26 protein-coding genes are annotated in these 21,925 nt (G+C 38.2%); 20 read left to right on the top strand and 6 right to left on the bottom strand.

The features are described 5' to 3' along the window. The first annotated feature begins 4 nt into the window (after nt 1-4). The 5 genes from proW to R7P80_RS05925 all read left to right on the top strand — a co-directional run bounded on the left by proW (nt 5) and on the right by R7P80_RS05925 (nt 5,229). Nucleotides 5-1,090: a glycine betaine/L-proline ABC transporter permease ProW gene (proW, locus tag R7P80_RS05945; protein ID WP_225491421.1), complete on the top strand. Its 1,086-nt coding sequence runs from the start codon at nt 5-7 to the stop codon at nt 1,088-1,090. Beyond that, nucleotides 1,083-2,090: a glycine betaine/L-proline ABC transporter substrate-binding protein ProX gene (proX, locus tag R7P80_RS05940; protein ID WP_005385703.1), complete on the top strand. Its 1,008-nt coding sequence runs from the start codon at nt 1,083-1,085 to the stop codon at nt 2,088-2,090. The genes proW and proX overlap by 8 nt, the downstream gene beginning before the upstream one ends. A 194-nt stretch (nt 2,091-2,284) precedes the next feature. Next, on the top strand, nt 2,285-4,234 hold the full coding sequence (locus tag R7P80_RS05935; RefSeq protein WP_054577882.1) for an LTA synthase family protein: 1,950 nt from the start codon (nt 2,285-2,287) through the stop codon (nt 4,232-4,234). 146 nt (nt 4,235-4,380) lie between these two features. Further along, the gene (locus R7P80_RS05930; protein WP_005377781.1) at nt 4,381-4,746 is read left to right on the top strand and encodes a VOC family protein; all 366 of its coding nucleotides are present in this window, start codon (nt 4,381-4,383) and stop codon (nt 4,744-4,746) included. A gap of 99 nt (nt 4,747-4,845) precedes the next feature. Further along, nucleotides 4,846-5,229, top strand: coding sequence for a hypothetical protein (locus R7P80_RS05925; protein WP_225491422.1), 384 nt, complete (start codon nt 4,846-4,848; stop codon nt 5,227-5,229). 89 nt (nt 5,230-5,318) lie between these two features. Here R7P80_RS05925 and R7P80_RS05920 read toward each other — a convergent pair whose 3' ends face one another. Continuing rightward, nucleotides 5,319-6,053: a chromosome segregation ATPase gene (locus tag R7P80_RS05920; protein WP_017820934.1), complete on the bottom strand. Its 735-nt coding sequence runs from the start codon at nt 6,051-6,053 to the stop codon at nt 5,319-5,321. A 31-nt stretch (nt 6,054-6,084) separates the two neighbouring features. Next, complete coding sequence (locus R7P80_RS05915; protein ID WP_005377784.1) at nt 6,085-6,243, bottom strand: hypothetical protein; 159 nt, start codon at nt 6,241-6,243, stop codon at nt 6,085-6,087. A 618-nt stretch (nt 6,244-6,861) separates the two neighbouring features. Between R7P80_RS05915 and R7P80_RS05910 the strand changes: the two genes are divergently transcribed. Continuing rightward, the gene (locus R7P80_RS05910; RefSeq protein ID WP_225491423.1) at nt 6,862-8,142 is read left to right on the top strand and encodes a site-specific integrase; all 1,281 of its coding nucleotides are present in this window, start codon (nt 6,862-6,864) and stop codon (nt 8,140-8,142) included. Nucleotides 8,143-8,281: 139 nt separating this feature from the next. Then, complete coding sequence (locus R7P80_RS05905) at nt 8,282-9,334, top strand: hypothetical protein (RefSeq protein ID WP_225491424.1); 1,053 nt, start codon at nt 8,282-8,284, stop codon at nt 9,332-9,334. Nucleotides 9,335-9,348: 14 nt separating this feature from the next. On the opposite strand, the gene R7P80_RS05900 is transcribed toward R7P80_RS05905, so the two are convergent. The 3 genes from R7P80_RS05900 to R7P80_RS05890 are packed head-to-tail and all read right to left on the bottom strand — an operon-like array spanning nt 9,349 to nt 10,399. After that, entirely contained in the window at nt 9,349-9,735 is a 387-nt protein-coding gene (locus R7P80_RS05900) for a hypothetical protein (protein WP_225491425.1), read from the bottom strand. Then, a complete protein-coding gene (locus tag R7P80_RS05895) occupies nt 9,735-10,124 on the bottom strand; it encodes a hypothetical protein (RefSeq protein WP_151515583.1) in 390 nt (129 codons plus the stop codon). The genes R7P80_RS05900 and R7P80_RS05895 overlap by 1 nt, the downstream gene beginning before the upstream one ends. A 14-nt stretch (nt 10,125-10,138) precedes the next feature. Continuing rightward, nucleotides 10,139-10,399, bottom strand: coding sequence for a hypothetical protein (locus R7P80_RS05890; RefSeq protein WP_029849079.1), 261 nt, complete (start codon nt 10,397-10,399; stop codon nt 10,139-10,141). A 677-nt stretch (nt 10,400-11,076) separates the two neighbouring features. Here R7P80_RS05890 and R7P80_RS05885 point away from each other — a divergent pair. Continuing rightward, the gene (locus R7P80_RS05885; RefSeq protein ID WP_025626785.1) at nt 11,077-11,634 is read left to right on the top strand and encodes a recombinase family protein; all 558 of its coding nucleotides are present in this window, start codon (nt 11,077-11,079) and stop codon (nt 11,632-11,634) included. 447 nt (nt 11,635-12,081) lie between these two features. Here R7P80_RS05885 and R7P80_RS05880 read toward each other — a convergent pair whose 3' ends face one another. After that, complete coding sequence (locus R7P80_RS05880; RefSeq protein ID WP_225491426.1) at nt 12,082-12,786, bottom strand: hypothetical protein; 705 nt, start codon at nt 12,784-12,786, stop codon at nt 12,082-12,084. 603 nt (nt 12,787-13,389) lie between these two features. On the opposite strand from R7P80_RS05880, the gene R7P80_RS05875 reads away from it, so the two are divergent. From R7P80_RS05875 to R7P80_RS05820, 12 genes are all read left to right on the top strand, one after another. Then, nucleotides 13,390-13,959 carry a Bro-N domain-containing protein gene (locus R7P80_RS05875; protein WP_225491427.1) on the top strand — a complete coding sequence of 190 codons (570 nt, stop codon included), beginning with the start codon at nt 13,390-13,392 and terminating at the stop codon, nt 13,957-13,959. A gap of 273 nt (nt 13,960-14,232) precedes the next feature. Next, nucleotides 14,233-14,460, top strand: coding sequence for a hypothetical protein (locus R7P80_RS05870; protein ID WP_064376823.1), 228 nt, complete (start codon nt 14,233-14,235; stop codon nt 14,458-14,460). After that, nucleotides 14,460-14,672 (top strand): hypothetical protein, encoded by a 213-nt coding sequence (locus R7P80_RS05865; protein ID WP_064376822.1) that lies wholly within the window; start codon nt 14,460-14,462, stop codon nt 14,670-14,672. The genes R7P80_RS05870 and R7P80_RS05865 overlap by 1 nt, the downstream gene beginning before the upstream one ends. Before the next feature lie 73 nt (nt 14,673-14,745). Then, complete coding sequence (locus R7P80_RS05860; RefSeq protein WP_161939210.1) at nt 14,746-14,919, top strand: hypothetical protein; 174 nt, start codon at nt 14,746-14,748, stop codon at nt 14,917-14,919. After that, nucleotides 14,885-16,651 (top strand): hypothetical protein, encoded by a 1,767-nt coding sequence (locus R7P80_RS05855; protein WP_225491428.1) that lies wholly within the window; start codon nt 14,885-14,887, stop codon nt 16,649-16,651. Before R7P80_RS05860 ends, R7P80_RS05855 begins: the two co-directional genes overlap by 35 nt. Nucleotides 16,652-16,774: 123 nt before the next feature. Next, a complete protein-coding gene (locus R7P80_RS05850) occupies nt 16,775-17,206 on the top strand; it encodes a hypothetical protein (protein WP_225491429.1) in 432 nt (143 codons plus the stop codon). A 210-nt stretch (nt 17,207-17,416) separates the two neighbouring features. Further along, entirely contained in the window at nt 17,417-18,010 is a 594-nt protein-coding gene (locus R7P80_RS05845; RefSeq protein WP_225491430.1) for a hypothetical protein, read from the top strand. Nucleotides 18,011-18,386: 376 nt separating this feature from the next. Then, a complete protein-coding gene (locus tag R7P80_RS05840) occupies nt 18,387-18,587 on the top strand; it encodes a hypothetical protein (protein WP_225491431.1) in 201 nt (66 codons plus the stop codon). Nucleotides 18,588-18,633: 46 nt separating this feature from the next. Further along, nucleotides 18,634-19,113, top strand: coding sequence for a hypothetical protein (locus R7P80_RS05835; RefSeq protein WP_069547983.1), 480 nt, complete (start codon nt 18,634-18,636; stop codon nt 19,111-19,113). Between the two features lie 11 nt (nt 19,114-19,124). Beyond that, a complete protein-coding gene (locus tag R7P80_RS05830) occupies nt 19,125-20,165 on the top strand; it encodes a S49 family peptidase (protein ID WP_225491432.1) in 1,041 nt (346 codons plus the stop codon). 84 nt (nt 20,166-20,249) lie between these two features. Then, the gene (locus tag R7P80_RS05825) at nt 20,250-21,089 is read left to right on the top strand and encodes a hypothetical protein (protein WP_225491433.1); all 840 of its coding nucleotides are present in this window, start codon (nt 20,250-20,252) and stop codon (nt 21,087-21,089) included. A 214-nt stretch (nt 21,090-21,303) separates the two neighbouring features. After that, nucleotides 21,304-21,924, top strand: a complete 621-nt coding sequence (locus R7P80_RS05820; protein WP_225491434.1) for a phage baseplate protein — start codon at nt 21,304-21,306, stop codon at nt 21,922-21,924. Nucleotide 21,925 lies beyond the last annotated feature (1 nt).

Genomic DNA, 21,925 nt, shown 5'->3' with positions numbered 1-21,925 from the left:
CACGATGTCTTCAGAGCAAACTAACAATGATCCCTGGTCAAATACTGCTCCTGCGCAAGATGATCCTTGGTCGCAAGGTACAGAGGCCGCGCCAAGTAATGATTGGCTCAACTCAGAAACTGTAGAGCAAGCATCATTCGATATTATGAACCCATTCCAAGATGCGGTTTTACCCCTCGATAGCTGGGTAGAGTCCGGTTTGAACTGGCTGGTGGAACATGGTCGACCTGTTTTCCAAGCAATACGAGTTCCAATCGACTTTATTCTAACGTCGTTTGAAACTGCTTTGGTGTCTACACCTGCGCCTATAATGGTACTCATTTTATTTTTGCTAGCGTGGCAGTTTTCCAATGTAAAACTTGGTTTTTCTACTCTTGTATCCCTTGTTTTCATCGGCCTAATTGGTGCGTGGTCACAAGCGATGACAACGCTAGCACTGGTGTTAACCGCCGTTTTCTTCTGTTTGCTTATAGGGCTACCAATGGGGATATGGTTGGCAAGGAGCCAAACCGCTGCCAAATTTGTTAGGCCAATATTAGATGCAATGCAAACGACTCCCGCGTTCGTTTACCTTGTGCCAATTGTTATGTTGTTTGGTATTGGTAACGTTCCTGGCGTAGTAGTAACGATCATTTTCGCCCTGCCTCCCGTTGTGCGCCTGACTATTTTGGGTATTCAGCAAGTACCTGAAGAGCTTATCGAAGCTGGCCACTCTTTCGGGGCAAACAAAAAACAGATGCTTTATCGCATCCAGTTACCGTTGGCGTTACCAACCATCATGGCAGGTGTAAACCAAACCTTAATGCTGTCACTTTCTATGGTAGTGATTGCTTCAATGATTGCTGTTGGCGGCTTAGGCCAAATGGTACTTCGTGGTATTGGCCGACTTGATATGGGTCTTGCTGCCGTTGGTGGCTTAGGCATCGTTATTCTTGCGATTTTGTTAGACCGTATCACCCAGGTGTTAGGGGTTAATGCGGGCAACACTAAACTTCGCTGGTATCACACAGGTCCTGTTTCATACCTATTAAAACTGAAAACAAAGACGAACCAAGACGATCTAAAACTTAGGAGAAACATCAATGAATAATTCATGGAAGAAAGCGCTCTCTGTTGGAGCTCTAAGTACTATCGCATTTTCAACTTATGGTGTGGCAAGTGAACTACCGGGTGAAGGTGTCACTGTTCAGCCTGTTCAATCAACCGTTGCAGAAGAAACATTTCAAACGTTGATCGTAAACCGCGCACTTGAAGAGCTTGGTTACGATGTTAAACCGACCAAAGAAGTGGACTACAACGTAGGCTACACCTCTATTGCTAAAGGTGATGCTACTTTCTTAGCGGTTGGTTGGTTCCCTCTTCACGCCGATAAGTACACGATGTCTGGCGGTGATGATAAGTTCTTCCGTAAAGGCCAATACGTAAGTGGTGCTGCGCAAGGTTATTTGATCGATAAGAAAACCGCGGAAAAATATAACATCACGAACATTGGTCAGTTAAAAGATCCAAAATTGGCGAAGCTATTCGATGCAAACGGCGATGGCAAAGCGGACTTAACTGGCTGCAACCCAGGTTGGGGTTGTGAAATGGTTGTTGAACATCAGTTGGATGCTTTCAAACTTCGTGACACAGTAACACACAACCAAGGTAACTACGCGGCGATTATCGCTGATACAATCTCACGTTACAAAAAAGGCGATCCGATTCTTTACTACACTTGGACACCGTACTGGGTAAGTGGCGTTTTAGTTCCAGGGAAAGATGTTGTGTGGTTAGAAGTGCCATTCTCTTCACTTCCTGGTGAGCGTAAGGACATTGATACGACACTAGAGAACGGTAAGAACTACGGCTTCGAGATGAACTCTATGCGCATCGTTGCAAATAAAGAGTTTACAGAAAACAACCCTGCTGCTGCAAAGCTGTTTGAAATCATCAAACTAAATATCAATGATGTTAGTGCTCAGAATATGATGATGAGCCAAGGTAAGAACAGCTCAGCGGACATCGAGTCTCATGTAAATGGCTGGATCAAAGCGAACCAGAAAAAGTTCGACGCATGGGTCGAAGAAGCGAAGAAAGCCGCAATGTAATCATGCCTTTATCAACCTCTAGAGCCAGTTGGTGTTATCAACTGGCTCTTTTTTTACACAAACGCCCCTCCCCCTTACATAGACATACCAACACTTACACTACTCGACCATAAACCCACATTATAATTCACGTTTATTTCACGCTTGCTTTGCTAAAAACAACACAACATAACAATTAAACTATTCGAATAAATATGAAAAACTTATCAAGGAGCTCTGTGTGGGGGCCTTTGCAGCCAATTGCTGCCTTTTCTTTGTTTTCGCTTCTATTTCTGTCTATCTCAAGAGTTTTGCTAGCTTTTTGGCAGATTGACCGTATTGACTCTCTAAACGACTTAATTTACATCCTAGGTCAAGGTTTGCGCGTAGATATTGCAACGCTTTGCTGGTTATTTATTCTTCCAGCACTGTTTTCAACCTTCATGCCATTAACCGGTAAGATGGGAGAGTGTTGGAAGCGAATATTACGCATATGGATGGTTTTAGGGCTTTGGGTGCTTGTATACATGGAGCTCGCAACAGCGCCATTCATTCAGGAATACGACCTACGTCCAAACCGCCTGTTTGTGGAATACTTAATCTACCCAAAAGAAGTCTTGAGTATGCTCTGGACTGGCTACAAATTAGAACTGTTTATTGGTGCGTTAGGTACAGTTTTAACCATCACTTTAGGTTGGAAGTGGAGTAAGAAACTGACCGATAAGGCGCAGCAGGTCAACTGGAAATGGCGACCACTATTGGCACTTTTCGTTGTTCTTTTTGGGGTTGCAGGTGCTCGCTCATCTTTAGGTCACCGCCCGCTAAATCCTGCTATGGTCGCCTTTTCTAACGATCCACTGCTTAACGACTTAGCACTGAACTCATCTTACTCATTGTTGTTTGCGGTTAATAGCATGAAGTCAGAAAAGAGTGCTGAGCAGTTCTACGGAAAAATGGACACTCAAAAGATGTTGGAATTAGTTCGCACTTCATCAACAAAGTCCGACTTCACCCCTTCATTACTCCCAACCATGAACAGTAACCCCGCGACTTACCAGGGTAAACATAAAAACTTAGTGATTTTGCTACAAGAAAGCTTAGGCGCCCAATTTGTCGGTGATTTGGGCGGTTTGCCTCTAACACCAAACCTTGATGAACTCATGAAGGAAGGTTGGCAGTTCACACAAATGTACGCCACTGGTACTCGTTCTGTTCGTGGAATTGAAGCCGTAACCACGGGCTTTCCTCCATCTCCCTCTCGCGCTGTAGTGAAGCTGAGTAAAAGCCAAACGGGTTTCTTTACTATCGCGGACTTACTGAAAGCTCAAGGCTATCACACGCAATTTATTTACGGCGGTGAAGCCAACTTTGACAACATGAAAACTTTCTTCTTTGGTAACGGTTTTGATCAAATAGTAGAAGAAGACGATTATAACAACCCAAGCTTTGTTGGCTCTTGGGGTGTTAGTGATGAAGATCTATATAACAAAGCAAACGAAGAGTTTGAACGCCTTTCAAAAAGCGACAAACCTTTTTTTAGCTTAGTTTTTACGTCAAGTAATCATAGCCCTTATGAGTATCCAAAAGGCAAAATTGAGCCATACGATTCAGAATATATGACGCGTAACAACGCCGTTAAATATTCCGATTACGCTTTGGGCACTTTCTTTGAAAAGGCGAAAAAGTCATCTTATTGGGATGATACCATTTTCATTGTAATTGCAGATCATGATGCACGTGTTTCTGGCGCTAACCTTGTTCCAGTTAAGCACTTTCACATTCCAGCATTGATCCTTGGTAAAGGCATTCAACCACGTAAAGATGACCGCATAGCAAACAACATAGACATGCCGCCTACACTGTTATCTCTGATTGGGGTAGATGCTAAAACACCGATGATTGGTCGTGATTTAACGAAGCCACTGGCTCGCGAAGATGAACGCGCAATGATGCAATACGACAAAAACTTTGGTTATTTAACGCGCGACAATCTCGTTGTGCTTTCCCCTGGTGAAAAGATATCGACCCTGGCGTACGACTTTAAAGACCAAACCATGAAGCCGCTAGAGGTGGACGAATCTATTATCGAGCGTGCAAAAGCAAACGCATTATTTGCATCTAAAGCGTATCAAAACAACTGGTATTCTTCCAAACACACTCATTAATACCAATGATTCCGCTGATAAAAAGGAGCTAAACGGCTCCTTTTTCTTATTCTGTCACTTACCTTCGAGAATGTTCTACTGACAACTCCTGTCGTTCCTTTCCGTTAGATTGCCCCTACTATTTCTAATTGATTAAGGAACAAACCATGCTGACTATCAATTCATTCGTTCTCTACGTTGAGGACATCCACATAAGCCAAGTTTTTTATTCGAAACTGTTCGAACGCAAAGTCACGCAGTTGTCTCCAACCTTCGCCGCTATTCCACTGACCGAAGGCTTAACGTTGACACTCAAGCAAAGAGATAATCTTTCACCCTACAGCGGAATTAGAGGTGGTGGCACCGAGTTGTCTTTATCGGTGCCCAATAGTCATATGCTAGAGCGCATTTACAAGCGCTGGAAAGACCTAGGTGTTGAGTTTGTTCAACCACCAGCGACATCAGTGTATGGGTTAAATTTTATGGCTATCGATCCAGATAAGCATCGCATTCGTGTTTTCATAAATGAATAAAAATGCGTTAAAAATGCTTTTTACCCATTCCCAATGTGACTTCAATAAATTAGACTCAAGGAAACATCAAAAGCGGCGTAGTAATAAGAAGGAATGCCCATGAGCTCAAGTATGATCCTTAGCGAATCCCTAATCGAGAGCGGAAGAGATATCCCCCTCAAAGAACTGCTTTATGCAAAGCGCGTGCTGGATAACTACATGGCAGTAGCCAAAGAAAGTAGCCCGCTTGAGCTATTAACTGAGATGAAATCGGCAGCAAAGCAAGTAGAATACTTTACAACGACGAGTAACCCGTGTGAGGCTCGTAATGTCATCAGTCAGATGATTGGTAAAATCGACACCGCGGAATCTTTTGATTCGTTCAAAGCATTAGCAGGTAAGCCATCTCAAGCACTCAATGAACTAATTGAAGATCGAGCTCAGCTGATTAAACACGAACGAGAGCTCCTGCTCGCCTCAGGCTATGACGCCTCACGAATCTAATATACGAGCAGCCTTAAAGTCATAGCTAACAACGAAAAAGGAGCTCTTAAAGAGCTCCTTTTGCTTTTCAAAAATCGGATACAAAAGACTTAAAGGCCGATATCTTCCGTTATTGCTTTGATTTGTTTGAGGTCCATTTTATAGACTTCAATCATTTGATCGACCTGACTTAGTCGTGAATTAGCTTCGTCATGTTTATCACACGCGTCCGACTTCACGTCCCAAGATTTGCCTTCTAAAAATACGTCACACTCTTTCTTGAGTTTCTCAATCTTAGGTAATAATTTCGACCGTTCTTTCTCGAGAGACTCTAATTCTTGCGAAATTTTTAGCTCTTTCTGGAATACTTCGCGGGACCGCTCAAACATAGTCGCTTGCATATCCGCTTGACGACTCAACTTCTCATTTTCTGACTTCGTCGTGTTGATCTTATCTGCCTGCTGCTTCAATTGAGACTCTAGTGACAAGTTAACCTTCTCGACCTCAGTCAATTGCTTTTGCAACTTCTTAAGTGCTTTCTGATGAGCTTCATCTTTCGCGGCGAGTAACTCACTAACTTGGTTTTGTATCTCTTGGTCAAGCGCCTCTTCACGCACTTTTACTTGAGATGCCAACTGGGTTTTATCTTGCGTTAGTGCTTGATACTTTTCTTCTAATACGTGGTAAGTCGATTCCCACTTGTTCGCAGTGACAACCGATCCAACAAGGCCACCAAATGCCAAGCCTAACACCGCAGCGATTGCGATATAGATATGCGTACGTTTGTCACGCTCTTCAATGACAACTACGTCGTCTTGCTCTTCCATTTTGTTCTGAGAACTCACCGTATACTACTCCAAGGACTCTTTTACTTTGCTAGCGGATCAATTCCGCAAACATAATTGATGCTGTATAAATCAGAAATGCGCCAATTAATGTTATAACGGTCGCTTTTTGGACTTTTTCATTGGTTCGATAACGAAACAGCACAAATGCTACTGCAATCAACACCGCAATGGCTAATAATCTGGTCATACCGCCTCCTTGTCCACTCATGAAAAACTGCCTAGGTCCGTAGACTGTTTCACAAAGATTCATTGTAACCCATTTATACGTACCATAAGGTCAACTTAGCGTAGATTTTAAAATAAGTGCTCCGATTTTAATCAATTTTGTGTCCTTAATTGAATAACTTATGTCGTAACGGTCGAAACACATTTATCGTTCTGAAGTGTTTTTGGGTTCCATTCCCTAACCCAATAAATTTTATTTATGCCGTGACTCGCACAAAAAGATTGGCAAACATACCTTCATGAAAATTGATGAGGTTATTTCATTGAAAATAAATTGACATAGGGTGTTGAAATGGACCAAAAACATGATAGAGTTCACACGTTAATGATGACCAGCATCATTAACTAACCTTTACTCATTTAATTGAGTAATTGTTCCGATGAAGACTGCAGGAGAGTGGTTATTAATCAAATTTTAACATTTGATTAGCATAACTCGCCGAAGAATTAACTATTTCAGGTGCTACCTAGGTAGCGGGGACTGTAGTTGGAGGAACCTCTGGAGATTTAAATTTCTAGAGTTACCTATCTGATATTATTAACTTTCTTAGATGTTACCCACATTTTGGGGTACATTTAAATGAGACATATCACCAAACGAAACAACACCTTTTACTATCAGAGACGAATCCCCTCCCACCTTCAACATCACTATCAAAATGCTAAAGTTGTACGTTTTTCTCTTCATACAACCAACCCTCGTGAGGCTGTAATACTAGCAACGAAACATACTGCAAATTACGATAGAGAATTCTTTCAACTCCAATACATAACATTGTCACAGACTCCTGTTGTAACTAATCAATTTATAGCAGAGCGACCCCAAGTAAATGCTAAGCAGCAAGTAAAAAAGAAAGAGCCGAAACTCTCCGAATGTATAGAGTTTTTTCTGACCGCTAAAACAGTGGATAGGGTGTCTCCAAAAGCCCTAGCTCGGTATCGATCTAGGCTTGAACTACTACTACGCATTGTTAAAGACAAAGGGATTAACTCATTCACCCGTGATGATGCCTTATCATTTAAACACCAACTTGTGCAGCTACCGCCCAATATCAACAACAACCCACGTTACAAAGGGAAACCGATTAAACAAATTATTGCTTTTGGTGATAAACCTATCGGTATTCATACGATTAACGACACGTTGAAGGTGGTTAGCGGTTTCTTTGACTGGTTGGTTTTGAATGAAAAATCAGATAAAAACCCGTTTACTAAGTTGCAAGTACGTAAAGAAATCAAAGCAAGTGAAGAAAGGAAAGTTTTCACACGTTCTGACATTAAAAAGTTATTCACTATAGAACCATACAAAACGACCCCCAAAGAAGCTTGGCACTATTGGATACCACTACTAGGTTTGTACACGGGAGCTAGAATTAATGAGTTGTGTCAATTATATACCGACAACATCAAGCAAATAGATGGAGTTTGGTGTATCTCCATCAATGCAGATAGACCGGATCAAAAGCTCAAAACCAAAGCTGCATTTAGGAATATCCCGATACACAGTAAACTAATTAAGTTAGGGTTTATCGACTACGTTAAAAGCTTACCTTTAGGGCTAGTGTTCCCTACTCTCAAATACTTACCAGAAGATGGTTACGGTAAGTACCCTTCTAAGTGGTTCAGTATTCAGCGTGATAAAGTTCTAAACAAGAATGAACGTTACAAAAAGACATTCCACTCTTTCCGACACACTGTAGCAAATGAGTTCAAACAGTTGGGTGTTGAATATAGTCCAGCTTCTTACCTGTTGGGTCATACAGATGAAACAATGACATATGGTCGATATGGTAAGGACTACAAGCCTAGGTTGTTACAGGAAGTAATAGAGAGGTTAGATTTTGATATAGGGAAACCATAACTGAAAGCGTTTAACCTCACGCCCTTATAAACGCTTTAAATGAGTAAGTGACATACCCAACACTTTGTAAAGATGGAATATTTACGTTAGTTCGCATTGATACTAAGGTTAAGTGCGAACACTACTAGGTTATCAATAAATGCGTAAATACTATTTAATATCACTTATGGTAGCTTCCGCCAGCTTGGAAGCGGCTAATTCATACTTACCATACGAGTTCAATTCTGGAGGAGAAGTAATTGTTTCGCTCAATGCACAGGGAAGAATGATTAAGTCAAGTGTAGATAACTTCTGTTCGGTGTTTAGCGGAAATGAACCTCATATAATGAAAGAATATCAAGATAGTTTTGGACAAGTTAGATCAGGTAATCTTCAGATTGAGTGTAGAACTGCATTAAAAGATACAATCAATAACTTAAAGTCTATAGGTTCTACTCGTTGCATCGAGAATCCATTCAATAACGATCAAATTGCAGAACTTTGTAAAGAATTTAAAGGGGAAATCAGCAAATACAGACCGCAATTGAACTTTTTTAGTGATGAGTATGCTCGAATAAAACTCGAACAACATCAACAGGAATTGGAGTCAATAGAACAAAGTAACGCTGCTCTATTGGCTTCAATAGAAAAACAACAGAGTGAACGTCTATCTTTCTGTGACCAAAATTACCAAAAAGTTAAAGATAATGATTTGAAGGGCGTAACGCTAACTAAATCACTGTTAGACCTAGATTCTGAACTTGATCAATTAAAAGAAGTTTCAAAATTTAAATATCTATCTCCGAGTATGGACACATTTTGCCTGAAGCAAGATAGGTATAAAAACGTTCTGAGTCAGGTTAGTAGCTCTAAAACCCTACTACAAAGTAGAATTAATCAATTCGAGAAAAAGCAAAGAGAAATAGTGATTGTTCAGCAAGCAGAGACCGAGCGCAAACCAGCAAGGACGACATATAATAACTCAATGAACCTGCTTGAATCTGGAGTGAACCTACCAAAAGGAGTTGAAGAGCACCCAGAAGTAATCCCACAAATGGTGCGTATGATTCAACTTACTGGTTACAAATGTGACTCAATTTCAGCAATTAGAGAAATGATATTATCTAGAGGGTTTACGGTGGTGTGTAACAACTTTTACTATGAATATGAAATTGAAGATAAAGGTGGTAACTGGGTTGTGACTCTTCAGTAGCAAGAGCAAGGATATTACACTGCACCAAACGTAATAACACATTTATCATCACCCAAAGAGGGGATCACATGCTGTTCCACATGTTCCCAAGCGGCTTGTAACGTCCCTTCTTCTACATCATCATATAAACACCCTACTTTATCGCTACAAGCTGTACAGAACTCTTGAAGGACGTATAAAAGGTATTTAACACCGTAATCTTCATTGTTGATTAGAACGACTTGTAATACCTCTTGATGCTGCAGAATCGACCGCCATAACGTAGCTTTCGTTTCTGGTGAGGATAACGTAATCAGTGGTAGGTAGATATGATGCTGATTAAGGGTTTCTTCATCATATCCCCATACAGATAGTAAGCTGTGACAAAGTTCTGCATGAACACCGAAGTAATTAACGTGCATTATTTTTCGCCTCCGTACATTGGTGTATCTAGTGGAATTTTAGGGAGTGAAATTTTTTGTTTTGAAGCAGATTTACTTGGAGTGTGTTTAGCCTCTTCATCTTGGTAGATACGAACCTTTTTAATCAACTCCTCAATATCCGCTACCACTTTGTTAAGGTGCTTATGTTCGGCTAGTAAGATCTTGATGCAATCTAACTGTGATTTATTGATTTCTTCTTTTCCTTGGGCGGCGGAAATAAGAGATTTGATTAATCCGCTATAAGCTTTATTAATGGCTTGCAGGTTCTTATCCTGTGCCGATGCTACATCAAGAAGTGTATCGAGGTGGTTTTGTAAAGAGTGACGGTTTCCGATGTTTGTTACAACGGGTAAAGGCTTACTATTCATTATTATTATCCTTATTAGTTAATGCCGTTAATACTGTAAAGATTGGCTGTTTCTTCTTGTAAGCAATCAACAACCTGTTTGTGTACAGATTTTATTTTTCTTAGGTAGGATTGTTTAAATCCAGTTGTTTCTTCAATGTATGAATAAGGTAGATTTAAACCTAATAGGTATATTACATGCTTAATTTCTGGTGAAATTTTTGTATTGCTTAATAGACTGGAATTTAGGCTTAAGATCTCCCCTTGAACATACAAAATCTTTTGATTTCGGTTCATGAGTAAGAGTCCTGAATGTTGTAATAAAGGTGTACTGCTTATCTATAAATCAATAACTTACCATAATATGGTTGAATTAAATTTAGTAAAAACTGAATAAAATAAGCGTAAATTTATGATGATTTTTAAAATGAAATATCGAGGTGATTTTGTGCTGCTTAAAAGTGTGGAATATCTATAAAAATATCTAACACCTTACATGATAGCATGTAACAATTATATCATGATTAGCGAAATATTTATAATATATAAAAATTTTTGTTACACATAAACATATAAATGAATGGGTGTTTCATTTATATCTAAAATATCCTTTGTTACAGGAAAGTATTATAAACTAAGGGTTGGAAGTATGAAATTGAGAGATCGACTCACTGAGCACGGCACACACCCACAGATTTGAAAATCGTAGAAATGTAGAAATATTTATGCACCTATTCCGCATACAAACAACGCTCTATTTACCCCACCAATCACTGCCCTTTTCTGTGGACATTTTAAGAATCATTTAAGCAACAAATGATTGTCGTGATACTTGAGAACCAATCACTATCTTTTAGGTTTGGTCTTATGACTTACTGATAACAATCTATCATTTAGAGCATTGACAACTTATAAGATAGAATTTATCATAATTTTATCATTGAGAACCCTTATGATAGACAGGAGATAGTAAGATGATTTACGGTTACGTTAGAGTTAGTACCAATACCCAACAATCAGATCCACAGACAATTGAAATTAAGAATAAGTACCCTGATGCTACGATATACGCAGACATAGCTAGTGGTAAGAGTTTAGACCGTCCAGAACTAACCACACTGTTAAGTAAAGTTAAGAAAGGGGATAAGATAGTTATTCGAGAATTAAGCCGTCTAGGACGCTCTCAGGGCGAATTAATGACACTGATAGAGGAATATCAGAGTAAAGGTGTAGAGTTCGAAATCCTTAATATTGGTGTTGATACATCTAGTGTTAGTGGGAAAATGATATTAGGAATCTTAGCCAGTGTTGCCCAAATGGAACGTGAGTTAATGTTAGAGCGTCAAGCTCTAGGTATCGCCAAAGCTAAAGCCGATGGTAAGTACAAGGGCAAACAACAATCTCAGAAGACGCTAGACAAGTGTAAAGAAGCTCTCAAGTATGTTGATACCGGAATGAGCAAAGAGAAAGCTGCAAAAGCTGCAGGAGTCGGAATCGCAACACTTTATCGTTACATCAAAGAGAATAACTAACCGTTCAATCTATCCCCTGTCCTATCACCAAGCCGCCTATCATGGCGGTTTTTTTTATTGCCTTTTAAAACGCCTCAAAGCCTCTCACAACGTCCTAATCCATATTAATACAATCACACCGATTCACAGCTAAAACGCTTGTCAGAGCCGCATAGAAGCATTTGCACACCAATTACCCCACACTCACACATCCAGTGCACAAATAGACTTAATATCTGAGTATTTACATTTATATTGCACAAATGGGTTATATGCATTTATTGAATTATTATTCATCATCAAATGTTGCATTTTTGGTAAATTGATTACCATTTATGAAAAGTTTTAATCTGTGGGGTAAGAATGGATAGAGAGGTTTGTTTAGCAAGTAATAAGAAACCTATCGTTAATAGGTGTACTACTTAATTTCACTAGTAATGACCTCTTTATCATCCACTATCGACTACTTTACAGAACCAACAACGGGTCAAGAATACGCCTAGTTACTGCACTTACATCGGCACAATCTCGGATAGATTTTACTTTTAAGGCTTCTTGATAATGTGGAAATACATGATCGTAAAAGTCATTCAAAGATGGTGCATTATTCAAATCTGTAATAACCCCATTATAAACTACGGTTTTCATCTGCTTATAAGTTTCATCCCAGTTTTTACTTCTATCACTTAAATTAGAATTAGCGATAATACTAAAAGCAGTTTCTGCGTTTTCTAGATAACTCCGATCTTCAATCGGTGAACCGATATCATTTGAATATCTGCTGATAGCAGCACATGTCAGGTTAGACGCTGTTACTCCCAAGAGCACTTGGTTTTGTTCTTCCGTTAATTCTAAACTAGGGATGGATACCGATTCGTAATCACCACAGCCTGACATTGCTATTACCAACAACGTAGTAACGTATTTTATTTTTATCATATAAGCCTCGTTCTTAATCCTTACACCTAACCGTACCCTGTAAATCCTTCTTACATATCGTGCCGTTGCTCCCCCTAAGAGATCCATCAGAGCTACGCTTCCATGTGTTGCCTTTATTGTCTCGAATGATCCCATTGGAATCCTTGGAGATGATCGTTCCTGTCTTATCATTACGCCATTTACCATGGGGGTCTTGTCGCCAAACATTGCCTTGGTCATCTCGAATTTTTCCATGGGGATCGACTCGATACCTTGCCTCTGTACCTGTGGAGGAGTCCTTACAACGTGTTATTCCTATCGCATCGGTTTTACAGGTGGTTTCTGCCTGTCCAGTAGCCGTAAGTAAGCACATAGCAGCTAATAATAATCGTTTCATGGTGATGTCTCAGCGTTGAACAGAGTTAACGATATTGAGTATAGCAATTAGTAGGTAAAGTAAACGCTTCAAAAAAAACGTGGGGGCTTATTTCTCAAGAAGGTAGATATATCAATAGTTATAGATTAACAGTTAGACTCTATATAAGTGTGTTAGTAATTGGAAGTATTAGTATTGAATGAGAAAGAGAGAGATTAATAATAACATTAGAGTTAATAATCAATTAGCTGTAAGTAATAGTACGAAATCATAACCTCACAAAAAAACGGGGGACTTCTGAGACTCAAAGCTAGGTATATCAATACATATGAGACTATGACTAGACTCTATATAAGTGTCTTAGTTAAGTTAAGTTAAGTTAAGTTAAGTAATAATATATATAAGTCTTAACTATAGATTCATTCGTATCGTCCCTAACAAACAATTGTGAAATTATTGAAATTAAGTAGGAGAAATAATACATGAACAAAGAAATGCAGATTTTTGATTACGATGGTATGAACATTGAAACTATCATGTGGGAGAATCATAAGGGTAAGGTTGTTCCTTACTTTAAGGCTGAAACTGTGGCTACGGTATTAGGTTACACAGAAAAGAGTAAAGCTTATAACCTATGTAAACACACTGTTAAAATCTCTAAGTTGGATATTGAGAAATTAGAAACGTCCAATTTGGACGTTTCTAATGAAAACAATAACTTACCAACCCCGTATCAATCCTTAGTTAAACAGGGGTTAAGTCATAACGAAATTATTGTTAAAAATATCTGGATTAATGAATTCGATATTTACCGACTGGTTATGCGTTCTAAGAAACCTGATGCAGAAAAATTCCAAGATTGGGTATGTGAAGAAGTGTTACCAAAGATTCGTCAAGATGGGATGTATATTGCTGGTGAAGAGAAAGTTGAATCTGGTGAGATGTCTATTGAAGAAATGACATTGAAAGTACATGAGTATTTGCAGAATAAAGTGAACCGACTTACTCTTAACGATTACTTTGAAATCAATAGCTTACCCACCCTCGCTTGACAAACTATTTTTAGATGGTAGATTGGTAAGTATAGATGGAGACAAAAGTCAACTTGAATAACTTAAAAAGCGACATTAGTCACAAATAGTTGTTGACAATCATTCTCATTTAGTGTTATTATATAAGAATAGTAATTCAGTTTACTACTCTAACATCCAGATCGTCCCCGATCACCTTACCACCTCACAATCTAATTTATACACTACGTGCTGAACTTGTTCAGAACCACACGTTGGTGGTTTTCTCGTATCTGCAATATAAGGATTTTTAATATGACATACAAACTACCAGATGAAATTAAGTTAAACACGCTCCCACTCATCACACAATTGCAACTACGACGCTTAATGAATGGAGAGACAACACCAGCTAATGTGAGTCAACGAAAGGCTGTTCGAAATAAAGAAGGTAAATTCAGTGAGGCTATTCATTATGGGTTGGCTGTGTATATGTTTAGGTTGATTGAAGAATTTAATAATAATATTGGAGAGGGGGAATAATGCAATGTACTAAAACCGATATTCAACGGATTGTTGAGTCTTACTCAGCCCACAAAAACAAAGACATGTTCCTAGAGCAATTGATGCTCACAGGTGGCAACCCTAAGCAGATTAATAAGTTTCTGCCTGATACCTATAAACAACAGTTCACCAAGCATTTCAACCACTGCCAACACATGGCTTATGTATTGAGTGACGGATTTTGTTTATAAAATTTCTGGGGGCTTTTTCAGTCACAACCCAGATAGAACCTACATTCCAACGACAAAACAAAGGAAACATCAAATGTATATAAAGCACGACTTTAATGCAGACCAGTTTGCTTTCTTACTCCAGTTAGCGGAGCAGAACAATACGAGCATTAAGCGATTTGTCGAGAACCATTACAAAACTATCTTATCCGATCTCATGGAGCACAATAATAATGATACACAGCCAATTTCAGGAGATTGTCACTAAGTACGATCCTGATTTACCAATACCCTACTTTAAGTTTAAAGACCAAAGCTTTATTCGAGCCAACAGCTATCAAGCGAACTTGCAACCGTACACCAACAAAGCAACACAACCCGTTTATAACCAACTGATTCAATCTCTCTCCCCTGAATTTTCTACAGTTCGAAGAGATAAGAATAAAAACCCTCTACCTCTTTATGATCTGCAAGCTCAGATAATTACTTACATTGGTGCGTTAGCTGTTAAGAATGGATACACAGCAATCAAGTTCCCGTTCAATAAAAACTATTACAACACACTGAACAGTATTCAAAACCGAATGGATACTAACGTGATCAGTTACGAACATACGATTGAGTTTGTAAATCGACTAGTGACCAATGGATACATGGTAAAGATTAAAGGGGCAAAGTATCAGAAAGACCATGATAGAAGCCATTCAAGTGTACTGGTATTCACTGAGAAGTTTTTAAAACTGTTCGATGGTGTTTATCTCAAAGCGGTGAAACCTCAACACAACTGGTTTGAACTACGTCTACGCAAACAAAATAAGATAGATGTTAAGACCGTTGTCGCCGTAAATGATGAGATCAGCTTTACCAATTCTAAGATTTATAAACGTGCTATCACCAATCTAAACAAGTTGTGTATGGAACAGCCGATCACAATGAATGGGTTTGCTTGGCAACCTCAATTTCAAGCCGTTGGTTTGATTGATATTGAAGAAGATATCAACTCTTGGGATCGAGATATGGGAATGCGTATTTATGGTGGGTCATTCCAGTGTGAACCAAGCGGTAAGCTTAACAAGCACAAAGAGCTAAACTTAGGTCGTCAGACACTACGCATTAAATACAATGACACGGTAGAGGCGGATTATTCAGGAATCCATATTTCGGCGGCCTATATAAAATCTGGTGAATACTACAACCCAGAACTAGACATGTACGCCCTTCAGTTTACTGATTTTATCAATGATGGTTATGACGCTGACCAACTTCGTCAACTTACCAAAATGTCAGTAAACATGATGTTCAACGCTAAAAATGATGGTGATGCAAGAGCAGCTATCCAAGCAAACTACAACAAGCTGAAAAAAACCGAATATAACAGTATTCATAATCTTAACATTCTTGGTCTGATGGATGAGATCAAGCGTATGCACTCTCCTATTGCACACTTATTTTGTAGTGATCTTGGTGTCAAGTTACAAACCATCGATTCAGAAATTGCTATCCGTGTGATCGACCACTTCACAAAGAAAGGTGTGATTTGCTTACCTTACCATGATTCATTTTGTGTTGAGGCTCAATACAGAGAAGAACTGATCGAAGTAATGGAAAAAGCTTGGAAGAAAGTTTTAACCAAAACAGACTTGTGCAAAATCAAAGTGTCCTTACACGATCAAGGGATTACGTATCAAGCGAAGGTTTTTGAAACTGTAGACCGATATGTGTTCAAACCTACGGAGCAATTACAACCGGAATTCGAAACTATACCGGATATAGCCTACCGTGATGATTTGAGTCGAGCACATGAGGAAGAACTCGAAGAGCGTGAAGATTATGATCTATGGATGGAAACAACTACAGAGCAAGAACGCCGACTATTTGTAAACGGTGCGGTTCAAAATCTGTTTGATTGGACAGAGTTAGCGGATAAATGGCAACGGTCAAAACGTGATTTAACTCCATTAATGCTAACAAACAGAGATAATCTACCCATCCCCTTTTAGCGCAACGCTAACACCAAAACTTACCTAGCTACCATAGACTACACTGAAATAAATCTGATACATGCTTTGAGCACAACGTAGGGCTACTTGTATGTATCACTCCAAATAAGAGGAAACAATCATATGAAAACTAATGACACTTTTATTCTTTTAAAACCAGTATGTGAAGCGGAAACACTGTTCATAACTCAAGATCGAGATATTGCCCTTGATATCTTAAAAAGCTCAACACCTAAATCATTAAGCTGGTGTGAACTCGAACTTAATGATGAAGCTGAGGCGGTAATAGCCTTCGACCTTGATGGGTGGTTAGATTTAAGCCAGTGGAAATTCCCATATAAAAGGAAAGCTGATGGTTTCGAATATGACAATCTTACACCTGACGAATTTGTTTTAATCCTCCGCGATTACCCAAACGCAATTAGCAAACTTATCGAACTGGCAGAATTGAAAGGTGCTCCCATGTTGATGAAAGAATTTCCGCTTGCAACTTCTGAACTTGAGCGTGAAGTTTATGAAATCTTTCAGCAATTCCCATCACAGGAAGACGAGTAAAAACTTCTCTTAATACTCTCTGCACCACCTTAACACCCATCTAAATAAAACTAATACATCGCCCTCTATACGTGCTTAATCGCTTGTAGGCACGTTCTCGCACGTTATATAGGGCGATGTAACAATAAGGAAATCATAACGTGAAGAAATACCGAATTAGAAAGCTGAAGCAATTTCGCCGCCGTTTTAACTATGCAAGGTTGGTGTGAAATGGAAGACTTACACAAAAAGTACGAAATGCTCCTTTCAAAACTAGAGCCAAAGAAACAGGAAAAGCTTAATAAACTGGTTGATGAATGGCTACCAATCTACAAACAAGATCTAGATGATATCTTATTTAACACTGATTATGTCATCGAGCAAAGCCCTCAATTGATACCTATGGGTGGTGGATTATCAGTTTCTAAAATAAGGTTTCAGGCTTACATAAAACACTCACAGACATACAAAACCATTCTTCTAGATGTAGGTTTCAACGCTTATAGAAACAAACCTGAAAAGGCACGAATGCCTTATTTAAATAACTGGTTAGAACATTCTTTATCACCTCCTAAGAGACAAAAACCCGTTAAGACGCTGAGTGCAAGGTTCATTAAGATGCTCAAAGACTTCGACGCTGGCGCAGGTGTAGATAAACACATGACAACTTTAACCGAAGTCAACCGATTAATTCCACATATGAAGAATGTTATAAACTGTAAAAGACAGCCTACCGTTTACGATTGGTTTTATAATACTAAGATACCCCATGCTGAACTATGTATTTTAATTCAAGAAACTCATGATCAGTTAACACAAAAATAAGTAATAGTCTATATTATTTTAATGTATTTACTATACAAATAAATATATTTTTGATATAATAGTTGTATAGAGTGATTTAAAAGACTTCTCTAGTTTTATTCGACATCCTTCCTATGTTTTCGATAAAATTTTCCTTTGTTATCTCTAGTGTTGCAATGCTAAAAACGTTACTCCAAGCGTTTTACTCAACTTATTTTATTAGTGATGAGGCTCCTCCTTTCCTCTATCTAATATAAAGTTGAGGTTTTGCACCATTTAATTGTAGTCAAAAAGTTTACAATTACTCTATACCTTCTAATCACTTCCACAGTGAATTAACAATCTTATACTCTCACTTAATTTAAACCTAATCCAATTTAACAATGGAGGTCAACCCATGCCTAGAAAACGGATTTTATATAGTTCACCCGAAGAACTATTAAATGAATTGATAACTGGAAGTCGTAACATTAAAAATGTATATATCATGCGATTGAGAGCTAGAAATCTATATGAGGATGAAGAGCAATTTGAAATTATCGATGCCGCTTTAAAAATGTATCAAGCTTCTAGAAAAATAAAATCAATAGATCTTTAACCCCCAGTTCAATAGCAGCAACATAGAATAATAATAGAGAAACAATATGAAGAAAAGGAATAATAAGAAAACGTTATTAGAGTCTTATCCGAACATTTCTGACCAAGAACTAAACAAAACTCTAGAAATTTATTACGGGATTACGGGGAGATGCAAGAATCACCCTAATTACAGAGATGTAAGGAATAAGTTTGAAATTGTCGAATTTTATGAATTTCTATTAAACCATAAATACTTTGAAAGGCGTAAAAAAGAAGTAGTCTCCGTTTGTCGTTTCGGGGATGTTGGCGATTATTGTAAAGAGAACTGTAGCATTAAATCCCAAAGTGAAAACTTTAAAGAAACTCTAGTTGGTACATATAAAATTTATTTTTCAGATGGAACAGAGAAAATAATTCAATGCTTACATGACTTATATAAGAGGATTAAAGACAACCTTGAAGTCAGCAAGTCTACATTCTATCTATATTGCAAAACTGGCAAACCTCTCAATATCTCCGGAATCTATAAAATCATAAAACTATAATAAGGAATATCATGAATTACTTAAGTAAAGCAGTTTTACAAAAACCTCAACTTTGCAGCCTAAACTTTTTTGAAACAATCGCAGAGGTTATCGAAAACAAAGAGGCTCGCCAACTAGCACTATCTGGTGAAGCATTGAGTTCACCAAACCCATTAAAAGATAAACTAGAACAGCAAGGTTTTGGTGTATTGGACGTTTCTGGAGTCCTCACCGCCAGACCAACAAATTTCCAAGCGTTATGTGGTGGAACTAACTACAGTGATCTAATTGCCAACATGCAAAGCCTAGCTGATTCAGGTAAGAAAAAGGTAGTTTTGAATATTAGCTCCGGTGGTGGCGAAGCTTTTAACTGCTTCTACTGTGCCAAACAACTACGAAAAATCGCTGACGCTAACGGTATTAAGTTAACTGCTTGGATTGATGGTGAAGCCTGTAGCGCCGCATACGCCCTAGCCTCAACATCACATGATGTTATTGCAGACCCAGAGAGCTACAGCATTGGATCGGTGGGTGTGGTTATAAAATTGCAAAACGACAGTAAAGCACTAGAACAGCAAGGTATTTCACGTAGCTTCGTATACGCTGGAAATAATAAAATCCCTTATGCAGCCGACGGTAGCTTTAAACAAGAGTTTTTAGACGACTTACAAGAATCAGTAAACGAAACTTACACCAAATTTGTTGAACATGTAGCTAACTATCGTCCACTTAGTAAGCAACAGGTCATTGATACTCAAGCAAAAGTTTACAGTGCTGATAAAGCATTAAGCTTGAAACTTGTCGATAAATTGCTGACTCAAGAAGAGTTTCTAACATACATGCATGGTAATAGCGTATACAGCCATAAACCTACACCAACCGCCAAAGCAACCGCAAGTAATAGCAATACCCCTGCTTTTGATAAAGCCAAAGCTACCGCATTAGCGAGTGTTTCAAAGCCTGTAGTTAAGAGTGAACCAGAACAAGAACTAAGTTACGAGCAAGAGAAATTAGAACACAAACTTAAACTTGAAGCGGCAGTTCGTAGAGCGAAAGAGAAACGAGGTTTGTAATATGGCAGAAGAAACAAAACTAGTTTTACAGAAACTCCGTACTCTCCAATCCCTAATTAAAAAACAAAATAAGGATAACAATAAATGAGCATTGCAACCGACACCTTACCAAATATCCAAACTGTTGAAGAACTTATCAAAGAATATTATCGCACTCAAGTGACTAAACCAGAACTTGATCAGGAACGTGTTGATAAGGTGATCAATTTCAATTTAGCTTCTTATAGATTACCTTTTATCAACACATCCGCACCTAAAGCATTTAGTTCACGTAAGGATCAAATCACATACCTTTTAAGTGGTAGCAACCTTGTAAAAGAGAATAAACTGTGTGCATATCACCATGAATTTATCCGAGAAGGATTACAACAGCTTTTAGTGACTCATGATGAATTGTTGAAAGAAGGATATAAAACAGTCTCTAGTCAAGAACACAATTTATTCCATCAATTGAGTGTTAATAAGCTTATCATGAAGAAGCCTGATTGCTTGATTGAGGAAGATATTAAAACTATCAAAGAACAAGTTGTATCTCTTATTAATGAACTTTATGAGATTGAACGTAAAGAAAAAATGGATGTTGTAAAAGCAACGAATTGGGCTCAAAACAAGCATTCTGAACAGAAAGCAGCTTATGATAAAGCTATTGCTGAATTAGCCGCTAGTGAAGCTAATAGCCTAAATGATATGTATGTTAATTTCTCACAATACTTTGATAGCATTGAGTCAAGAGATTATTGGTTCTTTGATGAGTTAAAAGATATGTGTGGAAACGCCTCAAACAAAGATATCGAAGAAGTTCTTACCCATTTAAATTTTACCCCTCTTCGTAAATATCTCGCTGATGATAAACAGCATAAACTTTGGGTGAAAGAAAGTGAAGCTGAAAATCTAGACTATAAGAGTATCCAATATAAAAAATAAAAATATAACAGCCCCTTTTAACTAAGGGGTTTATAAAAAGCCTATGGAATTTATACAACAATTACCTCCCCTCCTTCTTATCCTCATCCCTATTCTAATTATCAATACCCTATTTGGTAAACCAAAAGAGAAAGATCCTAAAGAGGATTATCGAACAGTATTGAAGAAGATAAAGAAGATTGTGGATGAAGAACTGAGAAAATAAGGATGATTTATGATCACACCCACATATATTATGGATAACAACCTAGGTAGACTTTATGCCGATGCGTTTACTGAGGTGTTACCCAGTTATCAAGCTAATGCTACCAAATACCCAGTAAGCGATAAGAGCGTTATCACTTCAAATGTAGTTAAGAGTAACCCAACATTAAGCCTTATTTGTTATGTTGGTAAGAACCCTATTAAAAACCCAGAGGGTAATTTGTTAAGTATTGATGACAAAGAGCAACGCCCTTTGAATGCCCATGAAATTCTTCTCTATTGGTTTAACAAAAGCACTAAATTAACAATCGTGAATGAGTTTTACAATTTAAATGACTACGTCATTGTTAAATATACGCCTCGACAAGTCAACACAACTGATTCTATGGAATATCGACTCCTATTAGAACATATCCGCAACGTGTCTTATGAAAAAGCATACCTTCTAACGTTTGCCGATGAACAAAAGTCAATTGATGGTCAACGTAAAACTAACAGCTCTAATAATGGCTTTAGTGGCAAGGTTAATAAACTACCTGATTTATATAAAGATGGTTATGTAAATCTCATGGGGTTAGAACAAAAATCGAATGAACAAATTATTAAAGAATTTTTTAACAGAGAAGGTTAAT

This window comes from Vibrio sp. 2092, assembly GCF_033339635.1.
GTDB lineage: Bacteria > Pseudomonadota > Gammaproteobacteria > Enterobacterales > Vibrionaceae > Vibrio > Vibrio alginolyticus.
This window is presented reverse-complemented; position numbering and strand designations above follow the sequence as displayed.

Bases quoted from the DNA above. Each gene is read 5' to 3' on its own strand.
- proW (WP_225491421.1), top strand. From the start codon at position 5: ATGTCTTCAGAGCAAACTAACAATGATCCCTGGTCAAATACTGCTCCT.
- proX (WP_005385703.1), top strand. From the start codon at position 1,083: ATGAATAATTCATGGAAGAAAGCGCTCTCTGTTGGAGCTCTAAGTACT.
- R7P80_RS05935 (WP_054577882.1), top strand. From the start codon at position 2,285: ATGAAAAACTTATCAAGGAGCTCTGTGTGGGGGCCTTTGCAGCCAATT.
- R7P80_RS05930 (WP_005377781.1), top strand. From the start codon at position 4,381: ATGCTGACTATCAATTCATTCGTTCTCTACGTTGAGGACATCCACATA.
- R7P80_RS05925 (WP_225491422.1), top strand. From the start codon at position 4,846: ATGAGCTCAAGTATGATCCTTAGCGAATCCCTAATCGAGAGCGGAAGA.
- R7P80_RS05915 (WP_005377784.1), bottom strand. From the start codon at position 6,243: ATGACCAGATTATTAGCCATTGCGGTGTTGATTGCAGTAGCATTTGTG.
- R7P80_RS05910 (WP_225491423.1), top strand. From the start codon at position 6,862: ATGAGACATATCACCAAACGAAACAACACCTTTTACTATCAGAGACGA.
- R7P80_RS05905 (WP_225491424.1), top strand. From the start codon at position 8,282: ATGCGTAAATACTATTTAATATCACTTATGGTAGCTTCCGCCAGCTTG.
- R7P80_RS05900 (WP_225491425.1), bottom strand. From the start codon at position 9,735: ATGCACGTTAATTACTTCGGTGTTCATGCAGAACTTTGTCACAGCTTA.
- R7P80_RS05895 (WP_151515583.1), bottom strand. From the start codon at position 10,124: ATGAATAGTAAGCCTTTACCCGTTGTAACAAACATCGGAAACCGTCAC.
- R7P80_RS05890 (WP_029849079.1), bottom strand. From the start codon at position 10,399: ATGAACCGAAATCAAAAGATTTTGTATGTTCAAGGGGAGATCTTAAGC.
- R7P80_RS05885 (WP_025626785.1), top strand. From the start codon at position 11,077: ATGATTTACGGTTACGTTAGAGTTAGTACCAATACCCAACAATCAGAT.
- R7P80_RS05880 (WP_225491426.1), bottom strand. From the start codon at position 12,786: ATGGAAAAATTCGAGATGACCAAGGCAATGTTTGGCGACAAGACCCCC.
- R7P80_RS05875 (WP_225491427.1), top strand. From the start codon at position 13,390: ATGAACAAAGAAATGCAGATTTTTGATTACGATGGTATGAACATTGAA.
- R7P80_RS05870 (WP_064376823.1), top strand. From the start codon at position 14,233: ATGACATACAAACTACCAGATGAAATTAAGTTAAACACGCTCCCACTC.
- R7P80_RS05865 (WP_064376822.1), top strand. From the start codon at position 14,460: ATGCAATGTACTAAAACCGATATTCAACGGATTGTTGAGTCTTACTCA.
- R7P80_RS05860 (WP_161939210.1), top strand. From the start codon at position 14,746: ATGTATATAAAGCACGACTTTAATGCAGACCAGTTTGCTTTCTTACTC.
- R7P80_RS05855 (WP_225491428.1), top strand. From the start codon at position 14,885: ATGATACACAGCCAATTTCAGGAGATTGTCACTAAGTACGATCCTGAT.
- R7P80_RS05850 (WP_225491429.1), top strand. From the start codon at position 16,775: ATGAAAACTAATGACACTTTTATTCTTTTAAAACCAGTATGTGAAGCG.
- R7P80_RS05845 (WP_225491430.1), top strand. From the start codon at position 17,417: ATGGAAGACTTACACAAAAAGTACGAAATGCTCCTTTCAAAACTAGAG.
- R7P80_RS05840 (WP_225491431.1), top strand. From the start codon at position 18,387: ATGCCTAGAAAACGGATTTTATATAGTTCACCCGAAGAACTATTAAAT.
- R7P80_RS05835 (WP_069547983.1), top strand. From the start codon at position 18,634: ATGAAGAAAAGGAATAATAAGAAAACGTTATTAGAGTCTTATCCGAAC.
- R7P80_RS05830 (WP_225491432.1), top strand. From the start codon at position 19,125: ATGAATTACTTAAGTAAAGCAGTTTTACAAAAACCTCAACTTTGCAGC.
- R7P80_RS05825 (WP_225491433.1), top strand. From the start codon at position 20,250: ATGAGCATTGCAACCGACACCTTACCAAATATCCAAACTGTTGAAGAA.
- R7P80_RS05820 (WP_225491434.1), top strand. From the start codon at position 21,304: ATGATCACACCCACATATATTATGGATAACAACCTAGGTAGACTTTAT.